Below are 21,890 nucleotides of genomic sequence, written 5' to 3'. Positions count from 1 at the left end.
TATGGATCTAACAAAAAGTGCAGAAAGATATATGGATCGTAGACTAAAAAGCCTGCAAGAACTCCAAAATAGAGATCATATTGTGATAGATGATATTGATAAGGAAACAACAGAGGAGCAAAAAGCAAGATGTGAAGCTATGCTGAAAGATTTTAAAGCTTGGATGTCCTACTATTTTCCTCAATATACAAAATAGAATATAAACCAAAAGGCTCAATAAAGCCACTTTGAACCGACTTTAAAGAGCCTTTAAACTCAATTGAATATGACAAATATACAAAAAAATGAGATTCTGCAATTGATAGAATCAGAAAAAGTAAGATTGGGATCCTACAAAGCAGTAGCGAAAAAGTGTGGTATCTCAGAAGCTACCATATCTCAAATGTTAAGTGGTACATATCTCGCTAAAGGTGATGATATGTATATGAAAATAGCACTGGCATTAGATTACAGCTTCGATAATAACAACTGGAATATTGCAAGCAATGTAACTGACTTTAAGATCGTAGCTGAAGTATTGAATGATGCCAAACAAGAAAGTATGTTTTTGGGTATATCAGACAATGCTGGCAGTGGCAAAACTGCTACAGCTGATATCTTCTTGAGCCAATTCAAAACTAAAGGTGTATTCAAAATCAACTGTAAAGAATGGGCTGGACGCGCATTTTTACTCAAACTGATGAAGGAACTGGGAGCTGAAGAACCGAAAGGATATGCATCAGTGAGCCTACTGATTGATAGCATATCTTCAGCTGTTAAGAAAATAGCACACCTGAAGCCACTATTTATTATTGACCAGGCTAACTCACTCAGACCTTCAGCACTTCGTACATTCATTCACCTATTCAATGAGAATGAAGATGTTTTAGGTATGGCAATTTTAGGTACTGAAAATCTTGAAGTTGAGATAAAAAGAGGTGTGAGGCTGAATAAAAAAGGTTACGATGAACTTGATAGCCGTTTTGGTCGCCGATACATCCATTTGTTTGGTGCAACACTGGCAGACACACGCAGGATCTGCGAGGCAAATGGTATCACCGACAAATCACTCCAGGAAGAAATATTTAAGGCTGCTGAACCAGTAGGAGTAACCATCGAAGAGGGTGAGATGAAAGGTAAAACAGTTCTTGTAGTTAAAGATAAACGTGTGATTAAAAGAGGAGTAAAACGTGAACGTTTAAAATTGAAAAGCAATGTCTACTAAAAGATACAATCCACATAGCCTGTTTTTTGTACTACTGGCTAGTATGCCAGGAGCCGATAAAGATGAGCTTGTATGGAAGTATAGCTACAAGTTGACAACTTCTTTATCTGAGTTCCTTGAGAAGCGACCATCAGACTACAGAAAGATGATTAATGATATGCAAAGAACTATTAGTCAATCTGCAAAACCTGATGATAAGACAAGGCTGATCATCGAACGAGAATTAAAGCAACGCCGATCTGCCATACTCTTGAGACTGCAAAAGCTAGGAATAGATACCACAAGCTGGGCTGTAGTGAACAAGTTTATGCGTAATCCTAAAATAGCTGGTAAAACGCTTGGTGAAATGGATACCGATGAGATGGATCTATTAATCCCTAAACTGGAGGCGATTTTAGCAAAGGATAAAGCCGATGCTACTAAGAAACTGACAAAGATAGCTTTCAATGCTAATTGAAACAAAGGGTGTGTGTTAGATGGTAACGCTTCAGGTTCGACTCCTGCACACTCACAAATTGTAATACAGACTATGAGTAAAATAATGAAAATGAAATTAGGTAGAAGAAGAGCTTATTTGCGTAAATGCATATTGGCTCAAGACCTAATGGTAAAGTATGAAAACAATACCACTGTACGTAGTCGTGTATTTGAAGAACATATTGAGCCTGTATTGCTATGCAGTTATCAGCAGTACAATAATATGCTCAATGTCATCAATCCTCAAAAAGAATTAGATGAGATTGATGCTGAAATTGAACAAATTACTAATTCTAAATAATAGCAATATGACAAAAGTCGATTTAAACCAATTCTCACCTGAAGAACTAGCATCGCTAGAAGCTCAGATGAAAGAACGTAAAGAAGCTGAAGCTTTACGGATCCAACAGGAAAGAGAAACTTACAAGAGCCTGAAAGATGAGGCTATTGTAACATTTTTTGGAAAGTTACAGGAGATATCCAATTTGTTGATCTCAACAAAAAGAGATGTGTTTAGCGGTTTTGATAACATCATCGACATGAAAGATGAGCTTTACAAAACCAAATCTGATAGACAATCTGATACGCTAACTACTGAAGATGGTAAAATTAGCATAAAGCTTGGTAATCGTGTCAATGATGGCTGGGCTGATACAGTTGATATTGGCATCACTAAAGTAAAAGAGTACCTCAGAACGTTGGCAAAAGACGAAAACAGTGCAGATCTGCTTGATACTATTATGAAGTTGATATCAAAGGATCGCAAAGGAAACCTGAAAGCCAGCAGAGTACTGGAGCTTGAGCAATTAGCTGTAAAAAGGAATGATCCAACATTCACTGAAGGAATCAATATCATCAAAGAAGCTTATAAACCAGTACCTACATGTCAATTTATTGATGTGAAGTACAGAGACGAAAACGGCAAAGAAAGAAGTCTACCATTGTCTATGAGTGTGGCTGATGAGTTGCTAGAGGAAAAGGAAACAAGCCATGAACAATAAACAAGAAACGTTCAATCGGGCAAGGCTAGAGATATTGAACTATGTAATGACCTTTTGCACCAACACCTTGTATGATGGTAAGTGTTTGCCTCCATTTGGGAAAACATGCGGTTTTGAATCAGGTGCATTTGCGGATAATCCACCGATAGGAAGTCTCGTTCGTTTAATGGCTGCTCCATTTACAAAATGGTACTTGTCTTGGTTATTGGAAATAAAAGAAGAAACTCTAGGATATCGCAAATACCTCCTTAAATCAGTTGAAGATGGAAGTTTATGTTGGTGGGAGAATATCGGACTATATCACATGCCATTAGAAGAATCCGACAAATTTCCTCACTGGAAATATAATGATAATCAATTTGAGTTCTGGGATAAATGGAAAAAGGCAAACAAATGGGAAGATGTTTATGTACTCGCTCCTCTTCGTCCAATTTTTAATGGCTTATCTGTTACTCTTGACTTGAGAAAAAAACATACTAATGACATTGCAGGATCTAAGACATTTTGTAATTGGAATAAATTGACAATTCGAGAAATGAGAGAATTTATAAGAGAAACAGCAAAGTCTTTAAAACGCATATAAATCAATAACTCATCCTATAATGGTTCATGGCAGGGTTCGACTCCCTGCATAGGAACAACAATTAATCATTTTAACAATTTATATTTATGGCTAAAAAAAGAATTTTTAGTGTCAAAGCCATCAAAGAGAAAAAGTACCAGTACTTGGAGCTTGAACCTAAGTACGCTCACTTGATGGGAGAACCAGCAAAGAGATTTGTAGCTCTTTTTTATGGAGAAAGTGGCTCAGGCAAATCAGTATTTACGCTCCAATTTGCTGATTATTTTGCTCGTAATTTTGGCAAAGTCCTCTACAACTCGCATGAAGAGGGTGCAAACAAAACTATCCAGGATAGAGTCAATAATTTTGATATTGATGCCAAAAGACTTTGGATAGCTGACAGCTTCAGCTTTGACGAAATGTGCCACTATATCGAAAAGAACTATTACAGGCTGATTATCATTGATTCGGTTAAGTATATGAGCTTTACAAATGAGCAACTTAAACGATTGAAAGAACTATTTGCCAAACGTCAACTATCTATTGTCATGATAGACTTTGGAAAAGCATTAGGAAGTCCAGCTAGTGGCATTGATTTACTTCATGCTTCAGATATCAAACTATACTTTAAAAGAGGAAGTGTTCACGCAATAAGTAGATATCTTGATCAACCTGTCAAGTATCAACTTTTTACTCCTCAAAGTGCAGATAAACGTCAATTAACCTTGTTTTGAAATATGATTATAGCAGTAGATTTTGATGGTACTCTTCACACTGGAGACTTTCCAAGTATAGGAGAAATTGCAGCTGAAGCTGTAAAGTACATGAATAAGCTAAAAGCAGATGGACACTATCTCATCATTTGGACATGCAGGCATGGAGATAGACTTACTGAAGCTATAAATTGGCTGATTGAACAAGAGATACCATTTGACAGAATCAATGAACATGAGCCTGAAAACATAAAGAAATATCAATCTAACTCAAGGAAAGTATATGCACATCTCTATATAGATGATAAACAGGTAGGAGGCTTACCATCTTGGAAAGAAATATATCAGTATGCAACCGACCAGGAAGAGCAATATAAAAGTAAAACGGCTGTCAAATGATAGCCGTTCTTGTTAAAAAGTTATTTATATTTGTATCAATATCAAAACAAATCGTAATTATGATAAAGACTTATTTACTATTACTACTATCAATATTTATGTTTTCAGCATGCTCTAGTGATGATGATCATTCTGGTAGCGGAACGATTACATTTGAGAAAGATGAAGTCTCAATTTTAATTGGAGAGAAAACAAGATTAACTCCTATTTTCGATACTACTACTAAAGACAAAGAGTATAGGTGGCTATCCAATGATCCGAATGTTGTTAAAGTTGACATTAATGAAGATAACTCAGCAGACATAACAGCAATAGCGGAAGGAAATACAATAGTAAGAATAGAGGCTGTTGATGGTACTATCTTTGCTATATGTAAAATTAATGTTGGCAAAGGATCCATTTCGTTCAGTAATGCAGAAGAAACAATAAATACGAATGAGACATTAGAGTTATCTCCTATATTTAGTGACGAATTCTTGAAAACGAAAGAATATGAATGGCTAAATTCTTCTACTGATGTGGCTGATATAATAGTGTCTAACAACAACTCAATCACTATAAATGCTAAAAAAGCAGGAAAAACAACAATTAAAATACAGTCGAAAGATGGAACTTTATCGGCTAGTTGCAACATAAATGTGATAATAGGTTCTGTGAAAAAATGGGTTGCTTTAGGTAATTCCATAACTAAACACTCTATTACATCCTTTTGGTGGGGTGAATGGGGTATGGCTGCAACCAAAAAAGAAAATGACTATATTCATGTATTAAACAGATCACTAGAAGTTAGGTATAATAATGACATTTCATTTCATGCAATAAATGTAGCAGCATGGGAAAGAGACTTCAAAGGGTTTAACAAAAATTCATTAGATAACTATCTTGCAGGTGATGAAGATCTAATTATTATTCGTTTGGGCGAAAATGTACCTAGTAACGAAACTGTATATGCTAGCTATAAAGATGAATTAGATGAATTGGTCAAATATTTGAAAGGTAAATCACCAAAAGCCAATTACATAATAACAGGAAACTTTTGGACAAATAAGAGAAAAGATGCTATTCAAAAAGAAGTTGCAGAAAAACATAATTGTATATGGGTTACTTTAGATCACTTAGATACTCCTGACAATAAAAGTACACTTGATACTAAGGTGTTTGGTGATGATGGAAAATGGCATTTAATATCAGAAGGTGGTGCAACAGCACCAGGTGTAGCTAATCATCCTGGAGATAAAGGTATGGCAGGTATTGCTGATGCAATTTTAAAATCTATTCAATAAAGGATAAACTTATATGAAGAAAGCCTCCAGTTGGAGGCTTTTCTCATTCTTTCAAGAACCTATACAACATCATATCTGTGTATTTAGCATCCTTATTGAGCGTTACATTTTGAGTATTCAAAACAGATCGGGCAAAAGGATTACAGAATTTCTTATTATCATCCAACCATTCACACAACTCAACTAACGAGCTCTTATTAGAAGTGAAGAAAATATAGTTAGTATCTATCAATACATTCAGCACATCTAGATAGTCTCTAAGTTTCCAGTATTTATCTGAATGATAGGTACTGGTATCAGTTGAAAGATAAGGTGGATCCACAACAAATAACACACCTGGCACATCTTTATATTTATTATACAACTCCTGATAATGATAGCATACCACATCCAATCCAGCCAGGTACTCATTAGGGCTAAAATCGTAATCTGAAGCTTTTATTCTATTGTAGAATGTCTCGTTACTGAAGCCATTAAAATCAACAGCATACTTTGCTGAAAACAAAAGTGATGCTGATAATGTGATATAGTCAACATATCCTTGTTTATCCTCCAACTGCACACGATCCAATATCTTAGATTTTGCTTTGCCATCTACCTTTACATCTTTTGGTTCATCAATCAGTATGGAACGAATATCAGCCAGTAATCGATTTGTTTTATCAATATTATGCAATCGCTGGCTGTAATTGTCATAATCATTGTAAATAACTTTTGCTTCAGGTACAACACTTTTTGCAATATGTGCCAACAGACCTGAACCACCAAATAGGTCAACTATTACTTTTATTTCTTGTTTGGAACTCAGTTCTGATAACGCTAAAGCATAACCGCCTGCAAATCTTCTTTTTTGCCCCTGAAATGGTAAAGGAGCTGTTTTAAATACTTTCTTTCTCATCTTTAAATTCATTTTAAACACACTTTAAATTAATAATTACTATTTTTGTGTTTCTCAGGTATAAATAAAAGGTGCATACACACCGAGCAAGGATTTATAGTCCCTGTCGTGGTGTGTATGCACCTTTGTCATTTGGCTATGCCTGAGAAACTAGCCTTGTGGAGATGGAGATTTTTTACTCTATCGTTTCATATCCCGCCGCCGTTAATATTCTGTTACCTATATGTTTCATTCCATTATCGTTCGGATGATTAGCCACGCCGATATTTATTATTGCATGTTGCTCACCATCATCGCCCCAAACCAAGTCGCCCAGCTTCCATTTATTCTCCAGCGTATCTAAGTCCGAAAGTTGAATAAATGTAATGCCGTACTTTGTTGCAACATTCATCAAAGCGGTATCTTTAGTTGTATTTCTCCAAAAAACACCTGTAATCAAATACTTTGCTCTCGGGCATTTGGCAAAGAAGTAAGACACCAAGTCATCAAAAGCATTTTCAAAATTTGCTGTATCAACAACATTTTCGGCAAAGCGAAAAACGATTAAATCGGTATCAGCCGCCACACCTCCAAACAATGAATTTTTATCTATATTGAAATTACGCTCCCATGCCGCTGCATTTAGTCGGGTTGCTGTGGCTGTATTGTCAACGACTTGCAAACCTTTTTCTACAATCGAAACATAATCATACTCTTTTTTTGATGCCGCCATGCCCCATTCGCCCCACCACAAATCGGTCGCTTTGCCGTGATAAGTAATAGAGTTGCCGACACATACGCATTTCTTATATCTCATCGGAATAGGCACTACAACATTATTGACAACCCGCAACTCATATTTATTTCCAAAATAATCGGGTGCAGTGCCGATTTGTGCCTTTGTCTGTATAATTGTCTCGTTAATATCCTTTATTTCGCCGTTTACAATCTCTATTTCGTTTTTTGTAGCGAAATATTCACTATTTATGGTTATTACTTCCCATGTAAGGGTAATATACCCGCCGTAAGTTGTCGCCAGTCTTGATAATACACCGCTTGCGGTCTTATCGTTATAAAGCAATAAATCGGGGTCGGTTTCTGCATTTACACCAAAGCAAGGGCTTGTAGTAGCATTGTCAAGATAAATAAAGAGTAACTCGTCTTTTTTGATTGTTATTTTTCGGCTGAATACATCAACCGTATTATTGCCTGCAACTACATCAACCGAAAATGTATCTCTGATTATTGCCCAGCTACGCTGGTCTATTATACCAATACCGAAACGCATCGAACCCGCACCATTTGACCTTACATATATATTTCTAAGATAACCCGCCATTTCCGTTGGTGTGTTAAGACAAGCCAAACCGCCGACAAATGTTTGAAACACATTTTGTGCATACTTTGACGTACCGTAAACTTTCTCGGTTATATTCTTTTTCTCTGCGACCTTTTCGTCTAACAATCTTGCATATATTTCATTATTGCGAATGAAAACTGTCATACCTACATACTCAAATACAAAATCTTGCTCAAAAGTATTGCCGCTCGGAAAGAATTGAACCCCCAATCTAATGTGAGTTTTCAAGGTTGACAAATCACCCCAGTTATTTACTATAAAGTAAATATAATTACCAACTTTTAAGCGGGCTACAAGGCGAGCAACACTTGTGTGAACACTATCTACTTGAAAATGTCCTGATATATAATCACCTATTTTATTATCACTCACCTTGATTTTAATTACGCCATATACCGATTTAATATCGTACATGTAAGCATCCTTAATAATTTTAATTAATTCATTATCATAAAAATGAGCTTGCAGATAAGAAGCATTACCTTTCGCCCCTATCGGTATAGTTACTTTCTTATTACCATCACTAATTACGCCACCGTCCACGCCCTCACCATGGTGGCTAGTTGGATGCATTATATTGAGATTATTTAAAACATTTTCGGCAATATCTAAATATTGTCTGTCTGATAAATCGCTCGTTGTGGTCGAAATGGCGTAAGACTCACCCTCATACCCGTTAATAACATAAGTTACTGTATTTTCGGGTATTTTTTCTTTTTCAATTATTCGTTCAACTTTTTCCAAACTGGTCGCCGTACTATTCAGCACACCAAGCAAAATGCCTTTAACGTCATAAAATAAGATATACGGGCAACTTATATTTGACCGCCCCGACACTCTTATAACCCCATTGTTATAAGGCAATTTAGCCGAATACATAAGATTACCATAATTGCCTATGCCGCCCGTATTGTTTAAAAAACCTTTGATAGTCACAGTATAGCCCGACATGTCAATGATTGAGGCGGATATATCTATTTTCTTTGCCACGTCTTTATAAACGACTTGCTCAGTATTTATCCACTCGCCGAGCTCGGCATCATAACGGAATATATAAGGGTCGCCGTTTTCGTCGGGTCGGTCTTTTACAAAATAAGAATCGTTGTTACGTTTTGGCTTTGCCGCTAAGTCGGTGTATTTCTCAACGCTACCCATCGGGTTAAGACCGCCGACAACATTCGCTAAATCTTCTTTATTGGCTTTTTTGTTGTCTAACGAATTTAAACTATCATTCAGCCCTAAAACTTGTGTTATCGGTTGTTTTTCAGATTTGTGCCAAAAAGAAGTCCATGACTTTTTGAACTCCTCATAAGTTGGGGTTTTACCTGGCTCGAAATATCCTACTATTTTATCTAAATTTTCCATTTTGTCAATATTTTACACGTATAACATAGGCGAGAGTATAGAATGGTGGTCTATTTTCATGAGGCTTACCTTTACCTGAAGGAGATGACCATGCCCAAGCATTATCACTATCATTTCCATTACTACCTCGACGTCCTGTCAAGTATTCTTGTGCATACCCCCAAGGTGGGTTCCAATCTACATTCACATTTTCACCCCAGGGCATAATATGTTTGTGTTCTCCATTTTCATCTTCAGTTAAAGGATGAAATTCTTCTCCACCGATGTTACCAATAGCTCCATAATCAGAACCTTCAACACCATCATAACCAACAATAAAACGTTTTCTTAGATCAGGCAATTTGAAACTAACTTCTTTTTCTTTGCCATAGAACCATGCCAAATCAGGATAGTCAATAGTATTCACAGTTCTGCCATCACATAACAAATATTGAGAAGTGTCCAAACGCTCAACAAGTCCCGACCATTTCTTTACAAATCCAGGATCTTCTCCTCTCAAGCTATCAATCTTAGTTTCGATTTGCTGATTAGTCAGTATTTGTTTCAGATCACCCCACTTAAACTTTCCATCAGCAGCAAATACAGCTACTCTATCTATATACGCTTCAGGGTATAGCTCATCAAAAGCCTCAAGGGTCTTTTTTGTTTCCTGGATAAAAACAAACTCAAGCTGATCACCTCCCAAGAAGGGCAAGATCTCACCACCAAGAACAATAACACCAGGTTCAATTTTCCCATCTTTCTTATCACAACCTGATAGTATATAATTAGAACCTCCAAGCAAGGCAAGCATTGAAACCATACTTGTAGCTTCTTGTAAGCGATTCAATGTATCTGATGATCCAGGAAAATCATCTTTTGCTAAAAAATTAATCTTATTCATTTGTTATCCTATATATTTTAGAAGCTAACTTGCTTTGATTTGCTAAATTTCTCATTTTATTTTCCTCCTCTTCAGATAGCCTAAATCCTTTAGGTAATACTATATCAAAATCAGAATTGCGAGTTCCTAATTGTCCTTCCATATTCCAGCCAAAGGGTTTATAATTTTCCGATCCTTCCTTATAGAATCGAATAGGCTTTTTTACTGATTCTTTCCACAACAAATAGGAATCCCGATCCACATGAGAGTTTTTTATCTTAATTCGTCTTTCAAGTGGATCAAAATAATTATTGATCATGGCTTGCATATAGCACACTTGAGAATAGTTTTTATAATCAATGCCATTCTTTAGGCTGGTAAATTGAGCATGCAAATCATCCAGTGGAGATAAGAATGCTCTAAGAAGTATAATCGTTAACTCATCTCTCAAGAAAGAAGGGTGTAACAGTACTCCTATGCGTGTATATACTATATTGTAATAATCACTATTGATCATAAGGCAAAAATCTTAATCGTAAATTTTCATCCTTGATGGTATAATATCCAGCATGGGCTTTTTCTTTGGCATCGATCTCTTTAAAATCGACATATAGACCATAGCGAGAAGCAGCTATTTTAAGTTCAGGAAATTCAACTCCATGAACTGTCTGTACCATATCTATAAGCTTTGCATTAGTGTATAATCCATTAAATAACAGATTATGTATATATTTTTTCACCACTTCCTGTACTGGAGTATCACTGGATCCATCCAGGCGTTTACCTTGTTTGTCTAATATGAGAGGGTTGAAATACACATCCATCTCAATATACATTTCATCAGCTGGAGCATTGATTATCTCAATGTGTACACCAGCATCCTGAATATGCTCTATGTATGCTTTGAAAGCTGTAAGTTCATTCTCACTTAAAGGCTTTTTAGCTTCGTTGCTACCAGTTGCAACTTTGATATATAGGATACTTTTGTTAATACTTGGAACAGCTGCTGCGAATTTTACGATCCTAGAGTCATTGATTTGCTCTTCTGTTAATCCTGAATTATCGTATGTGTCTGTATCTTCTACCAAATCATATCCATACTGAAACTTCACAGCCATACCAGCATACCAATTGGGTGTGTGTGCTCTTTTCTGACTAAGAATATTATTCACATCAATAGCATGCTGGTCGAATGCCTGATAGTTGAAAAACATACTGGATGCAATATCATAAAACATAATTCGCTCAATAGAAACAGCCGAAAATTGCTCGTTGAATGTTTTACCTTCTACCAGCTCATACTTAGCAATCACTACAGGATCACTAATAAATGCTTCTGTCATTCTGTTATATATTGCTTCGATAGTCATTTTACTGTGAAATTTTCTTCTATTGTCATATATCCTATACCTGTAAGTTTTGCCTCTTTAGCAGTTGACCAGGTAGCAGGCTTTAATTCTTTTTGGTTGTAGTAATCCACTACTCTTTTTGCAGTAATAGCTGTTTTTGTAAGCGATTCGCTAGAAGGTAGCTCATTTGATATACTTACATTATTAGCTACAGCCAATGCAAATGCACCCTCAACGGATCCACATTCTTGTATTGCTACATCAAATAAGCTTTGCCCTTCTAAAACAATCGTTTCCATTTCAAAAACAATATTATTAAACCAATACCAAGTAAGCCCATCAGGATCTTACCAAACCATACGCACACTGTTTGAAAGCTAGTGAGTTTATTAACTTCTTTGTATTCGACTACAGGATAAGGTACTTGAATGCTATCTGTGATATAGATCGAATCTTTTACAAGCTTTTCTTTATAGAGGGTTTTGTACTTCTCCAGCCAAACAGTATCACCTTTCATCTTGATCATGATTGAATCATGTAGATAAACCGAATCTTTTTGCCATCTATCCTGGTACTCTGTCTTTATACTCTCAACTGGTACATATACAGTTGACTTGCAGCTAAACATCAGTACAGTACAGAATAGTATCATATAAATTAGCTTTCTCATTTCTCAATATGTTTTTCAATGGTTCGTATTACAGCTTTCAAGCTGGTTGCATAATTAGGATCTGTAGCATAGCCAGCTTTTGCAATTTCTTCAGCAAATTTGTATGGATCCATTTTGAACTCAAGAGCCTTTGCATACCTTTTGTTCTTAAAGAAGAACTGAGTATGATCAGTGAAACTTCCTTCAGGTGTATCGTATTTACGAAACCAATCTTTTACTCTATAGTCATATCTACCATCAGAGCGTGGTGTTACAGATATAACTTCAGGAAAACGCACGTTTGGTGACTTCAAAACCTCACGAGTAGTGATTAGTTGTTTTTGATCAGCTGGTGTGTCTTTTGATGCTTTAACACCGAAAAACATATTACCTGGAGCAGATTTACCCCATCCAGTCTCAAGTGCAGCTTGTGCCAATGTAAAGCGTGCATCAATACCTGTCTTTTCTTCTGTTTGTTTAGCATACGAATAGTAGGCTTTCACAAATTCACTGGGTGTCATTTTCGCCATTGTCTTTATCCTCTTTCTTTAATTCGCTGAGATCAACATTAAAATGTCTCTCAGCTTTGTTTACCATTATCTTTTGAAAAACTTTAGCCATAGGATTGCTATTCTCAGAACTCCAGTTCTCGCCAATACTCCAACCTTCGTAGAATAAGAAAAAGACAATCACAAAGTTTTGAGCCATATTACCACCATTCATTACCAGTGTATCCACGTAGTGTCCAGCCATAATAGCCAGCTGTACAACAATGAGAGTTATTAGGATCCTAAACTTATATGAGCTTTTGAATTTACCATCCGAAAGGCTTGGATCCTTTTTGTGAATCCTGCGAGATAAACACCATGCAGATATCACATCAATAACAATAGCGATATAACATAATCCTACATAAACTATTGAAGCCTCAAAGGCTGCTAATAAGCCACCTGCAATAGATATACTATACTGGATTATCTTATCTGCAATGTATTGTCCTATTTCTTTTGTAATCCTATACATCTATTCTAAATTTTGATATGTCATTACCTTCGATCCTGATTTGTGCCTTAACACCATCGGATGAGAGTTCAGACTTTAGTTCTGTTATAAATCGTTGTTTTTCGTGTGCTGCAATTGGTTTCTTTAGGTAGATATCTATACCTAATCCGAGTGTAGGCACTTGTTTGAATTCTCCTTTTTGAGCTATGATGATAAATTTGCAACGCTGATAATCAATATTACCCAGTACCAAGCCTTGAGTAATTAAGCCTTGCTTATCTCTTTGCACTGATACCTGGAGCTCATTATTTTCGTCTACTAGTATTCCTATCATTGCTTTACATCTTTATTTTCAAACATATCTACATTGGGAGGAGGTACTGTAGGATTGAATATTAAAGCAAGAGGAGAACCAAAACCCGCTACAGGGTGAGTTGATAAGAGTTTTGTCAATGTTTGTATATCAGTATAGATCTTTGTCATCCAATCAACCATTTCAACAAGTTTGACCATACCTTTATGCGTTCCATCATTGAAAACAAAGCCATTCTTATCTATCAATAATGTTTGTTCTCCTATCTTTACTTTAACTTTTTCAACCTCTGAACATCTAACTATTACAGCTTCTGTTTTCAGATTTTCAATAATAGCTACCAGTACATTGCTACCCTCTTTAGGATATACAGTTACATAGCTTTGTAAGTCATCATCAATCGCATTGAGCAATACATCGTATATTTCAGGAGCCTCTTCACGTTCTACAGTGCAGCTCATATCTGTTACATCTTTAGCCACCCCCCAGCAAATTGTTTTTATTTGGGTTTTTCCAGCTATTGACTTTACAGCCTCTTGTATTGCTTGATCCAGTTGTAACATCTTACTTTAAAATACCTTTAAACTCGTTTTAAATCAATCTTACCTTACTTACCTATACATCGACACCTCAAAACACATTCAAGGCTTAAAATCAAACCTTATAGCTTAACGTATTCTTCCTGGAGAACCCTGATGATGAGCTATACGATATATTTACCTTTTCAATTAGGTATCTGCCAGCACGTTCAGGCTCTAAACTATCTCGAAGCTCCAAAGAATCACCAGCATGTGTGCGTGGTAAACCAAAGCCTGTGATATCTCCTGTATAGCCATCGTACACAGTTTTAGCCATTACAGCATTAGCACGTTCACGTAATTCAGCCTCAGTCATCGGACCAGCAAAGTTGAGTGTTCGCTCTGATGCATCTTTCTCCTTATTACCGACTATCACAACAGTATTTTTTGTTTTACCTTTTATTTTCCCATTGTGAGCAATAGCCTTGTATCGTACTTTAAAATCTTCTTTTCGCTTAAATTTCAGATCGTTCTTTCTTACATTTTTCTGATATGGTCTATCAGCTGGAGCATTGATGGTGTAAATATGGGTGGCTGTATTTTCGGCAAAATCATAGGCTAAACCAACCTTGATCTTTCCTTCCTGTAAGCTGCTATACAATCCGTAATGTTTCATCAGATCCTGAAGCACGGCAAACGCACTGGCATTATCTATTTGGTATTTTCCTATTCTCACATCAGGGCAATCATATTTTATATCTGAAGGAATGATATCAGCCAATACTTGTTTTAATGTTGCATCCTTATAACTTTTTATAAAATTGGTTTGTCTGAGTGGATATGTTTCATCATCACAATGGATCACTAAAGGGATATCACTTTCTATTTCTCGGATATAGCCAGTAAATTCACGCTTGTAATCACCATCGTAACCAACATCAAGCGTTACTTTGTCGCCTGCATGAATTTGTTCCAGAATAGCTTTGTCTTTTAGCTTTGCATAGTTGCGAGGTATCACAATTTTTGCGGTGTTACTCATCTCCAGGATGTTCTCATCAATTTCAAAGCTGCTAACATTCTTCAGCGACACATTACCAAGCTGGACTTGTGCAGTCATATTCATAAATAGTAGCATGGCACTCAGTATTATTAAAATTCGTTTCATTTTTATTCGTTAATTAATTGATATTCGATTGATTTAGTAGCTCTAGCTACAAATGTGTATGCAATGGTATCTTCATATCCTTCTACAAATTCTATGTTGATATCCTGAATGATGATTGAATCTACACCTACAGCTGCCAGTATCTCGCTTGATACTTTCCAAATGCTGTTTACTTCAAATATCTTGTTGAGAGTTTCTAATTTGTCTAGTGGAAAATTGTGATCTTCCATATCTATCAGCAAGCCCTTGAATGTAATCTGATAAGGCTCTGTAGAATATCTTTCGATTACTTCTATATCGCTATTATCAAGCGGTGTAATGATTAAGTTTTTAGCTCTTCGTAAACTAAGTATCGGAGGCGTGGCAAACACTTGACTATATTCTTCAGCAAGTTCACGATACGCAAATAGATACTCCTCCGAATCGTTATACAGCATCACTTCATCGAAATGTGTGTTATTGTCGAACACGTAAACAGATGCTTTAAAATTGGTATCGTGGTGCTGTTTAATAGCACGATTGAAACCAGCTTCTATAAGAGCATTGCTTATGTGTCCTGGAGTAAATCCAAAAGCAGTACTGTACCTCCCTGCAAAATCAAAATACATATCGTTATAGTTTTATACCACTTAAAAAACCTTCTTTACCTAGCCATATCAGCTCCTTGTATCGTTTAGCATATTCGTAATCATCCAGTTCATCAGGGTTCTCTTTGAAAAAGAATCTGATCATTGCATCTGTTTGCTTATAAAAAGCATCTACTTTGCCTTCTTGTAAGCAACTCTCTAGATCCTCAATGGGAGGAATGTCAGAAAGTTGCTCTAGCAGTTTTTTATGATGCCTTCTCTTACTGGGATCAGTTTAGCCAATAGGTTCAATGCTCCAAAGAACAAACCATCATCAGCCATAATCTCATCTTTGTGAGATAGCAAACAGTTTTTAACCAGTATCTCTTGAGCCTTCAGCGGATCGCTATCCTGAAAGCGTTGATACATACCGATGATACGTCTTGTTGGTATGATTGCCAGTACATCTTTGTATGCTGTAGCATCATCATCAACAGGGATGGATAGTATTCTTACTTTATCAGCTCCATGCTTTGTTTTAGCATCGCTAATCATTGCTTCTGTAATACCTTCAGGTAGTTTTTCTTCTTTTGCCATTTTATTTTAAATTATATTTAGTTTCATATCTAACACAAACATTTCAAACTCATTCTCTAGTTCACCATCGCTGGTTACATCTCGTTTGTTTCCTGTGAATTTCATCCAAATGATGTCATGGATCATTTCATTCTCGAAGTTTGCAAACGTAACGTTGACAGGAAATGGTCTGATCAATGCGATATCTCCAAACATCTTTTCTAGTTCAGCAACTATATCCAATGGTAAAGTCATACTAGACTCATACTCAATAGCCCCCATTCTCCAGCCTCTAGGCTTTCTTTTCAGCCCTCGTTGGTATTCATGAGCGTATTTGTATCCGTAGGATATAGCACTCGGATCGAAGTCATATATACCAGCTACAGTAACTTTTGCATCACCAGCTGAATAGACTTCACCCATTCGTTTTATACGTGCCATTACGCTTGATTTTTAAGATTAATACTTCCTAAAATTTCATTTACCATGCCAGTAGGCACAACGGCAAAGTCTATTTTTAGCACTTTTTCGATAAGCAGATCACTATCAGCATCTGTATATGTTTTGCCCTCTGAGATAAGTGCATTGCCAGCCATCCGATCGAATTCAGCATCACCTGTTGCATTGTAGTATCCAAGCATCCCTTTAGGTAGCTTTTTGTCCTCAAGCTGTACAGGTTTCTTTACTTCAGGAAGGAATACACGGCGTAAATTACGCTTCGATTCATCCATCGTGTGACTGTAATAGATCATGTGTTGGTTCATATTACCCTCACCATCCAAAATGATAGGAGCACACACATGTCCATCGTTCCACCAGTAACCCGATAAACCTTGATATTTGATAGGGAAAGTATATCCTTTGTCGTTCAGCGTTTCCAAACTTTCAAATACCTCGCTGTACTTTTTGTGATTGCTCAAGCCAGCAGAAGTCCAAAGTTTACGGGTTGCATCACTAAGATTTTGCGTTTCTACTTCTCCTGGATTACGGTTCCATGCTTGAGAAGCTATTACACCTAGATAATTACCTACATCAGCAAACTTTTTACCGAGATCATCAAGGCTATCTGCATAGTTCCAATCTTGACCAAATACACCAGTAACTTTTTCAGCCATCAATACGATATCATCTACTTTAATATCTCTTAGATCTATTACAGTAGCAAGATCATCAGCAAGAGCCCTACCTTCAAAAATGGTATGCAATGGCATATCATGCTCATCAGCCCATTCTGCAAATTCTTGGAATGCTGGAATAGCAGCTCTTACATCTCCATTAAAACCATCTACCAAAGTGTCTACATAACCAGCAGCTGGATTGTAAGCAAATACCATATCTGATATTTTGCCTTCAGCTTCAACGGCTAATATTTTAGCTTTGGCTCCCATATCAGCAGGCTTGATATCTTGAGACAATAGCATTATATGCAATGCACGACCTTCTCCAGCACGGCGATAAAATTCTGAGATATGCCTGAACACTCTTACCTTGTTTGTTTCATCGTATTCAGCATCTATACCGATGGCTGTAGCATCCGATGGGCGTAAGAGTTTGTAAGCAGTATCCAGCTGAACTTTATCAGCAATTGCCACACCATTACAGATGATGCCGAATTCACGGCTATCACCTGCAACGTTTGCACCAATCCTACCTTCTTTTAATGTTACACCTCGCAAGCTCATTATTCAGCGTCTTTTAGTTCGTTAATACGAGCCTCACAAGCATCCATTAGTTCAGCATCTCCAGCACCTTCTATTTCAGCATCCAGGATAGCCTGTACCTCTTCTACTGTTTGCAGTGCTTTGATTTGAGCAAAAATATCATCAGCCTCCTCGTTTGCTACTGGAGCAAAGTCTAACTTTTGATACTTCTTTTTGTTACCATCAACTGACAACTGAGCCAAGTTTTCACTTGTAAAATATTCTCCTTTGTCATTTACATATAGCTTACTCACTTTTAGCTTTTCTGCTAATTCTTGAGCTTTTGCTCTTTGTTCGTCTGTTATTTTCATTTTAAACTTTCTTTAAAGTGGTTTTAAACTTTCTTATACAATGTCAGAAACGATAGCAGCAAACCCTTTTTCTATGAGAGGTAATGCGATGAAATAGTTTCGGAAGTTGATAAGATTGCGTTGTGTCAAAGGATCTGTTTTAGACTCAGAAAAATACATCTTCGTTTTTCCTGTAGCTTTACCAACCTTTGCAAGAGGAAATGCTACTGAAGCTTGCATGTCAGTTGCATCATTTACGATAGCACCAAAAGAAACTTTTGCTCCAGTTGCGACATTGAAGTATGGATTCGCAAAGTATTCTCTAAACTCCAATCCTAATTGATTAGTAATGACACCTCCTTGAAAATTAGCGTATGATTTAGCTAACATTGAAGTCTCTTCTATCAGCAAATCATTAACATGATCAGGGCATAAAACCAAACGTATGCCTTCTATTTCAATTCCAGCTTTAGCATACGCAGATCGCAATGCAATAATATCAGCCCATCTCATACGTTTGCGATTACCAACAGTTTCACCTGTAGTTTTCAATACAGGATGTTCAACAGTATTGGTATTGGGAGCAAATGCATGGATTGCCATTTTTAGACGACTCTTTACCAAAACATCAGAATGGGCTTGCTTTACAGCTTCCATTTTTTTGAATGCCAAAGCATATAACTCATCATCTGTTACAGGCGTTGCTTTGGTTTGGTACTTATCCAACGAAATAGGGATATCTTTACCATGTAACTCTTGCACATCAATAGGATAGGTTGTGTTATTAATTAACACATCAGGTTCAACTCCAAAGTAAGATGCATGAATCACTTGTGCTTCATCATCTCCTGTTACATACTGGCTGTAATCTCTTACACCATCCAAAAATGTATCTTTCAGTCCAGCTTGAAAGCCTTTTACCACTTCACCAGTCCAGACTTCTCTATAAACAGTAGGCATATTTTCTTATTTTATTTGTTAGTAATTCGTTTTATTATGCTGGATCTACTCCATATTCAGCTTTGTACAAAGCATTGAATTGTTCAGCTGGTAGTTTTGCCAATGCTTCAGGATCGTTTGCTTGATACCAGTTCCAATCTTGTTTTACAGCAGATGCTCCAGCTCCATGTGTTACCACTGCACCACCATCCAGTGTTGTTTTCACTTCAGGCACGATGTAGCTAGCCATAGGAGTCACAACTCCTGACTTTGCTCCAAGAATAGTAGCAAGTGTATCCACACCTTGTGCAAGACCTACAGCTTCGTAGCTTGTACGCAATGCACCTTCAGGTACTTTTGCAGTATCAAGCATAGTTTTGATAGTTGCAGTAGCTTTTGCAGTAGCTTCAGCTTGTAGATTAGTTAGTGCAGTTGCTTGATCTTCTTTTTGTTTTTTTGCAGCAGCTACAATTTCAGCATCTGTACTTTCAGCTGTTACACCTACTAGACCTAGTGCATTGATTAATAATTGTTTCATTTGAATTTCGTTTTTATTATTATCTGAATTTATATCTAGACAAGCAGCAAAACGATTGTACATGCTTTCTGCTGTCAACTCTTGTGTAATTTCACTATCCAGCACCTGAATACTTTTTGCAGTGGCTGGGATCTTCTTTTTGGCAAATCCATACTTAATCATCTCATCAGCATTGAGCCAGTGATCCTTTCCATCAAACCATTTCGCTTTGATATCTTCAGCAGTTAAGTTTGTGCGTTCTGTAAGTGTTTTCAAAAAATTATTCTCCATATCCTGGAGAAGTTTAGCACATGCCAGGTGTGCATCAGCATCACCACCTTCAACAGCTGCTGGACGATGTGCCATACCAAAACCATTTTCTACTATATGCACTTCAGCTATAGCTGGCAATACATATAATCCCATAGAAGCAGCCACACCATCAATAATGATTGTAATATTGAGTTTTGAGCGTTGCATAGCATTATACATCACATTACCCTCAAAAACAGAACCGCCGTAACAATGCATGCGTATAGTCAGATCCTTATAGCCTCTAGCCTCGCAGTCCTCTAATAGAGCCGTGAAACTGTTACCATCAGCAAACCAACTTCCTATGTTACCATAGAGCTTTACTTCAGCTTGTTTTTTATTGAGCTCTTTTATAATCATTATTTGATGTTTTTACTCATTCGATGTCGCTAAAGTATAGTGCTTATTTAGTCTCTCAAAATCACTCTCAAAGCCATTTTATAGAATCATAAAGCCATTTTATGAAACCTTAAAATGACTTTAAGGTGTGTTTGTTTTAGACCTCCTATTGCAGGTAATTTGCTTGTAAAAAGTTCAACAAATGGCTAAAAAGACATCAAAAGGAAATGCTACTCAGAGCGAAATAAGCTATGCTGAATATTTATATACAGAAAAGAATATTTCGCCTCAAGCCATTGCTGATGAATTGGAACGTAACATCAAAACGATCTATGATTGGCGTGATAAATACAACTGGGATGAGACAAAGGATCTATTTACTACAGCACCTTCTGAGCTAAAGAAAATACTACTACAGGCTGCAATGCGTGTAATGAAGGGTGAGGAACGAAAAGATGCTGAAGGTAATCCTATCAAAGAAGTAGATGCTGATGCTCTTAGTAAGATTATGAAAGCCTATGACTATATCAGTAAGAAAGCCAATCCAGCCGTATGTAGTGATGTATTGATGGAACTTGATTTTTTCATTAGTAAAAAGAATCCGAAACTAGCTGCTGAAAACACACAATATCACCGATTGTTCCTGATGCACAAAATAGAGCAAGAGAATGGCAACTAATTACGACAAGATACAGAGGGCTTATGATGAGCATGCCAAAAGGATACAAAAGGCTGCAACCATTGATATACACGAAACTCAAGAAGAGAAATTCAAACGTATACAAAGGTTGGAGGCTAATTATCTAAACTGGTTTGCTTATTATTTTCCTACTTATGCAACTTGTGAGAGTGCTCCATTTCATAAACGAATAGCAGATCTGATTATTAAGAATAGCATCATCAAATTATTAAATGATGCCTTTCGTGGATCTGCTAAATCTGTACACACTATGCTCGGTATACCTCTGTTTTTGGCACTGGTCAAAAAGGAGATTTGGTATATGTTGCTTATCGGAGAAACAGAAGAAAAAGCAAAAGCTCTACTGGCTGACATTCAAGTTAGCTTAAAAACCAATGACAGGATCATTAATGATTATGGTGAGCAATTTCAGCACGGTGATTGGTCAAAAGGAAACTTTACAACCAGAGGCGGTGTGCAATTTACAGCTTTAGGTTTTGGACAGGATCCACGAGGTTTGAGAAATGGTGAACATAGACCTGATTACATTGGATGTGATGATATAGATACACTCAAACGATGCAATAATGACAGGCTGATTCGTGAAGGTATAGACTATATTACTGGTACACTTTGGGGTTGTTTTGACAAAGGACATGAACGTTTTGTATTCAACAATAACCTGATACACAAAAACTCATTTATGGCTAAACTGTATAATATAATTGAAAAGTAGTCCACTAAAATAATTGAAAAGTATACCACCGGTTAAGTAAAATCCGCTAGAGCTTCTAATAAAGCCCTGCATTTTACTAACAAATATTAACATTATAAATTCCTTTGTGTATGAAACACTAACACAGAGGGTAAAAT

The 21,890-nt window shown here is 36.7% G+C and carries 30 protein-coding genes; 11 read left to right on the top strand and 19 right to left on the bottom strand.

The annotated features are described in order from the left end of the window. The first annotated feature begins 1 nt into the window (after position 1). The 9 genes from G7Y57_RS00150 to G7Y57_RS00110 all read left to right on the top strand — a co-directional run bounded on the left by G7Y57_RS00150 (position 2) and on the right by G7Y57_RS00110 (position 5,639). Positions 2-196, top strand: a complete 195-nt coding sequence (locus G7Y57_RS00150; protein WP_165020153.1) for a hypothetical protein — start codon at positions 2-4, stop codon at positions 194-196. 69 nt (positions 197-265) lie between these two features. Continuing rightward, positions 266-1,204: an AAA family ATPase gene (locus tag G7Y57_RS00145; protein WP_165020152.1), complete on the top strand. Its 939-nt coding sequence runs from the start codon at positions 266-268 to the stop codon at positions 1,202-1,204. Then, positions 1,194-1,661: a hypothetical protein gene (locus tag G7Y57_RS00140; protein WP_165020151.1), complete on the top strand. Its 468-nt coding sequence runs from the start codon at positions 1,194-1,196 to the stop codon at positions 1,659-1,661. The genes G7Y57_RS00145 and G7Y57_RS00140 overlap by 11 nt, the downstream gene beginning before the upstream one ends. Positions 1,662-1,751: 90 nt before the next feature. Continuing rightward, positions 1,752-1,982 (top strand): hypothetical protein, encoded by a 231-nt coding sequence (locus G7Y57_RS00135; RefSeq protein ID WP_221412099.1) that lies wholly within the window; start codon positions 1,752-1,754, stop codon positions 1,980-1,982. Next, positions 1,948-2,682 carry a DUF3164 family protein gene (locus G7Y57_RS00130; RefSeq protein WP_255491293.1) on the top strand — a complete coding sequence of 245 codons (735 nt, stop codon included), beginning with the start codon at positions 1,948-1,950 and terminating at the stop codon, positions 2,680-2,682. The genes G7Y57_RS00135 and G7Y57_RS00130 overlap by 35 nt, the downstream gene beginning before the upstream one ends. Next, positions 2,672-3,265: a hypothetical protein gene (locus tag G7Y57_RS00125; RefSeq protein WP_165020149.1), complete on the top strand. Its 594-nt coding sequence runs from the start codon at positions 2,672-2,674 to the stop codon at positions 3,263-3,265. The genes G7Y57_RS00130 and G7Y57_RS00125 overlap by 11 nt, the downstream gene beginning before the upstream one ends. Before the next feature lie 86 nt (positions 3,266-3,351). Then, positions 3,352-3,978, top strand: coding sequence for an ATPase domain-containing protein (locus tag G7Y57_RS00120; RefSeq protein ID WP_165020148.1), 627 nt, complete (start codon positions 3,352-3,354; stop codon positions 3,976-3,978). A gap of 3 nt (positions 3,979-3,981) precedes the next feature. Next, positions 3,982-4,356 (top strand): hypothetical protein, encoded by a 375-nt coding sequence (locus tag G7Y57_RS00115; protein ID WP_255491292.1) that lies wholly within the window; start codon positions 3,982-3,984, stop codon positions 4,354-4,356. Then, the gene (locus G7Y57_RS00110; protein ID WP_165020147.1) at positions 4,353-5,639 is read left to right on the top strand and encodes an Ig-like domain-containing protein; all 1,287 of its coding nucleotides are present in this window, start codon (positions 4,353-4,355) and stop codon (positions 5,637-5,639) included. The genes G7Y57_RS00115 and G7Y57_RS00110 overlap by 4 nt, the downstream gene beginning before the upstream one ends. Positions 5,640-5,682: 43 nt before the next feature. Here the strand turns inward: G7Y57_RS00110 and G7Y57_RS00105 are convergent, their stop codons facing one another. The 19 genes from G7Y57_RS00105 to G7Y57_RS00015 form a co-directional block, all read right to left on the bottom strand. Then, a complete protein-coding gene (locus tag G7Y57_RS00105) occupies positions 5,683-6,537 on the bottom strand; it encodes a DNA adenine methylase (protein ID WP_165020146.1) in 855 nt (284 codons plus the stop codon). 175 nt (positions 6,538-6,712) lie between these two features. Continuing rightward, positions 6,713-9,241 carry a hypothetical protein gene (locus G7Y57_RS00100; protein WP_165020145.1) on the bottom strand — a complete coding sequence of 843 codons (2,529 nt, stop codon included), beginning with the start codon at positions 9,239-9,241 and terminating at the stop codon, positions 6,713-6,715. Positions 9,242-9,245: 4 nt separating this feature from the next. Further along, positions 9,246-10,043: a tail fiber protein gene (locus G7Y57_RS00095; protein ID WP_165020144.1), complete on the bottom strand. Its 798-nt coding sequence runs from the start codon at positions 10,041-10,043 to the stop codon at positions 9,246-9,248. 73 nt (positions 10,044-10,116) lie between these two features. Further along, positions 10,117-10,620 carry a hypothetical protein gene (locus G7Y57_RS00090; protein ID WP_165020143.1) on the bottom strand — a complete coding sequence of 168 codons (504 nt, stop codon included), beginning with the start codon at positions 10,618-10,620 and terminating at the stop codon, positions 10,117-10,119. After that, positions 10,610-11,473, bottom strand: a complete 864-nt coding sequence (locus G7Y57_RS00085) for a hypothetical protein (RefSeq protein ID WP_165020142.1) — start codon at positions 11,471-11,473, stop codon at positions 10,610-10,612. Before G7Y57_RS00085 ends, G7Y57_RS00090 begins: the two co-directional genes overlap by 11 nt. Next, positions 11,470-11,751, bottom strand: coding sequence for a hypothetical protein (locus G7Y57_RS00080; protein ID WP_165020141.1), 282 nt, complete (start codon positions 11,749-11,751; stop codon positions 11,470-11,472). Before G7Y57_RS00080 ends, G7Y57_RS00085 begins: the two co-directional genes overlap by 4 nt. Beyond that, positions 11,733-12,122, bottom strand: a complete 390-nt coding sequence (locus G7Y57_RS00075; protein ID WP_165020140.1) for a hypothetical protein — start codon at positions 12,120-12,122, stop codon at positions 11,733-11,735. Before G7Y57_RS00075 ends, G7Y57_RS00080 begins: the two co-directional genes overlap by 19 nt. Further along, positions 12,119-12,631: a glycoside hydrolase family 73 protein gene (locus tag G7Y57_RS00070; RefSeq protein WP_221412098.1), complete on the bottom strand. Its 513-nt coding sequence runs from the start codon at positions 12,629-12,631 to the stop codon at positions 12,119-12,121. The genes G7Y57_RS00075 and G7Y57_RS00070 overlap by 4 nt, the downstream gene beginning before the upstream one ends. Continuing rightward, entirely contained in the window at positions 12,609-13,124 is a 516-nt protein-coding gene (locus G7Y57_RS00065) for a phage holin family protein (RefSeq protein WP_165020139.1), read from the bottom strand. The genes G7Y57_RS00070 and G7Y57_RS00065 overlap by 23 nt, the downstream gene beginning before the upstream one ends. Continuing rightward, a complete protein-coding gene (locus tag G7Y57_RS00060; protein ID WP_165020138.1) occupies positions 13,117-13,437 on the bottom strand; it encodes a hypothetical protein in 321 nt (106 codons plus the stop codon). The genes G7Y57_RS00065 and G7Y57_RS00060 overlap by 8 nt, the downstream gene beginning before the upstream one ends. Beyond that, positions 13,434-13,979, bottom strand: a complete 546-nt coding sequence (locus G7Y57_RS00055; protein ID WP_165020137.1) for a hypothetical protein — start codon at positions 13,977-13,979, stop codon at positions 13,434-13,436. Before G7Y57_RS00055 ends, G7Y57_RS00060 begins: the two co-directional genes overlap by 4 nt. A 91-nt stretch (positions 13,980-14,070) precedes the next feature. After that, entirely contained in the window at positions 14,071-15,099 is a 1,029-nt protein-coding gene (locus tag G7Y57_RS00050; protein ID WP_165020136.1) for a hypothetical protein, read from the bottom strand. A 2-nt stretch (positions 15,100-15,101) separates the two neighbouring features. Then, entirely contained in the window at positions 15,102-15,707 is a 606-nt protein-coding gene (locus G7Y57_RS00045; RefSeq protein WP_165020135.1) for a DUF6046 domain-containing protein, read from the bottom strand. 213 nt (positions 15,708-15,920) lie between these two features. Then, a complete protein-coding gene (locus tag G7Y57_RS00040; RefSeq protein WP_165020134.1) occupies positions 15,921-16,262 on the bottom strand; it encodes a hypothetical protein in 342 nt (113 codons plus the stop codon). Between the two features lie 6 nt (positions 16,263-16,268). Then, positions 16,269-16,682, bottom strand: a complete 414-nt coding sequence (locus G7Y57_RS00035) for a hypothetical protein (RefSeq protein ID WP_165020133.1) — start codon at positions 16,680-16,682, stop codon at positions 16,269-16,271. Beyond that, on the bottom strand, positions 16,682-17,923 hold the full coding sequence (locus tag G7Y57_RS00030) for a DUF2586 family protein (protein WP_165020132.1): 1,242 nt from the start codon (positions 17,921-17,923) through the stop codon (positions 16,682-16,684). The genes G7Y57_RS00035 and G7Y57_RS00030 overlap by 1 nt, the downstream gene beginning before the upstream one ends. Then, positions 17,923-18,252, bottom strand: coding sequence for a hypothetical protein (locus G7Y57_RS00025; protein WP_165020131.1), 330 nt, complete (start codon positions 18,250-18,252; stop codon positions 17,923-17,925). Before G7Y57_RS00025 ends, G7Y57_RS00030 begins: the two co-directional genes overlap by 1 nt. 33 nt (positions 18,253-18,285) lie before the next feature. Continuing rightward, on the bottom strand, positions 18,286-19,191 hold the full coding sequence (locus G7Y57_RS00020) for a hypothetical protein (protein ID WP_165020130.1): 906 nt from the start codon (positions 19,189-19,191) through the stop codon (positions 18,286-18,288). Between the two features lie 34 nt (positions 19,192-19,225). Next, complete coding sequence (locus tag G7Y57_RS00015; protein WP_255491291.1) at positions 19,226-20,359, bottom strand: Clp protease ClpP; 1,134 nt, start codon at positions 20,357-20,359, stop codon at positions 19,226-19,228. Between the two features lie 181 nt (positions 20,360-20,540). On the opposite strand from G7Y57_RS00015, the gene G7Y57_RS00010 reads away from it, so the two are divergent. After that, positions 20,541-21,017 carry a terminase gpP N-terminus-related DNA-binding protein gene (locus tag G7Y57_RS00010; RefSeq protein ID WP_165020128.1) on the top strand — a complete coding sequence of 159 codons (477 nt, stop codon included), beginning with the start codon at positions 20,541-20,543 and terminating at the stop codon, positions 21,015-21,017. Further along, positions 21,007-21,753: a hypothetical protein gene (locus tag G7Y57_RS00005; RefSeq protein ID WP_165020127.1), complete on the top strand. Its 747-nt coding sequence runs from the start codon at positions 21,007-21,009 to the stop codon at positions 21,751-21,753. Before G7Y57_RS00010 ends, G7Y57_RS00005 begins: the two co-directional genes overlap by 11 nt. The last annotated feature ends 137 nt before the right edge of the window (positions 21,754-21,890 follow it).

It is taken from the genome of Dysgonomonas sp. ZJ279 (assembly GCF_011039205.1).
In the GTDB taxonomy this organism is placed as follows: domain Bacteria; phylum Bacteroidota; class Bacteroidia; order Bacteroidales; family Dysgonomonadaceae; genus Dysgonomonas.
This window is presented reverse-complemented; position numbering and strand designations above follow the sequence as displayed.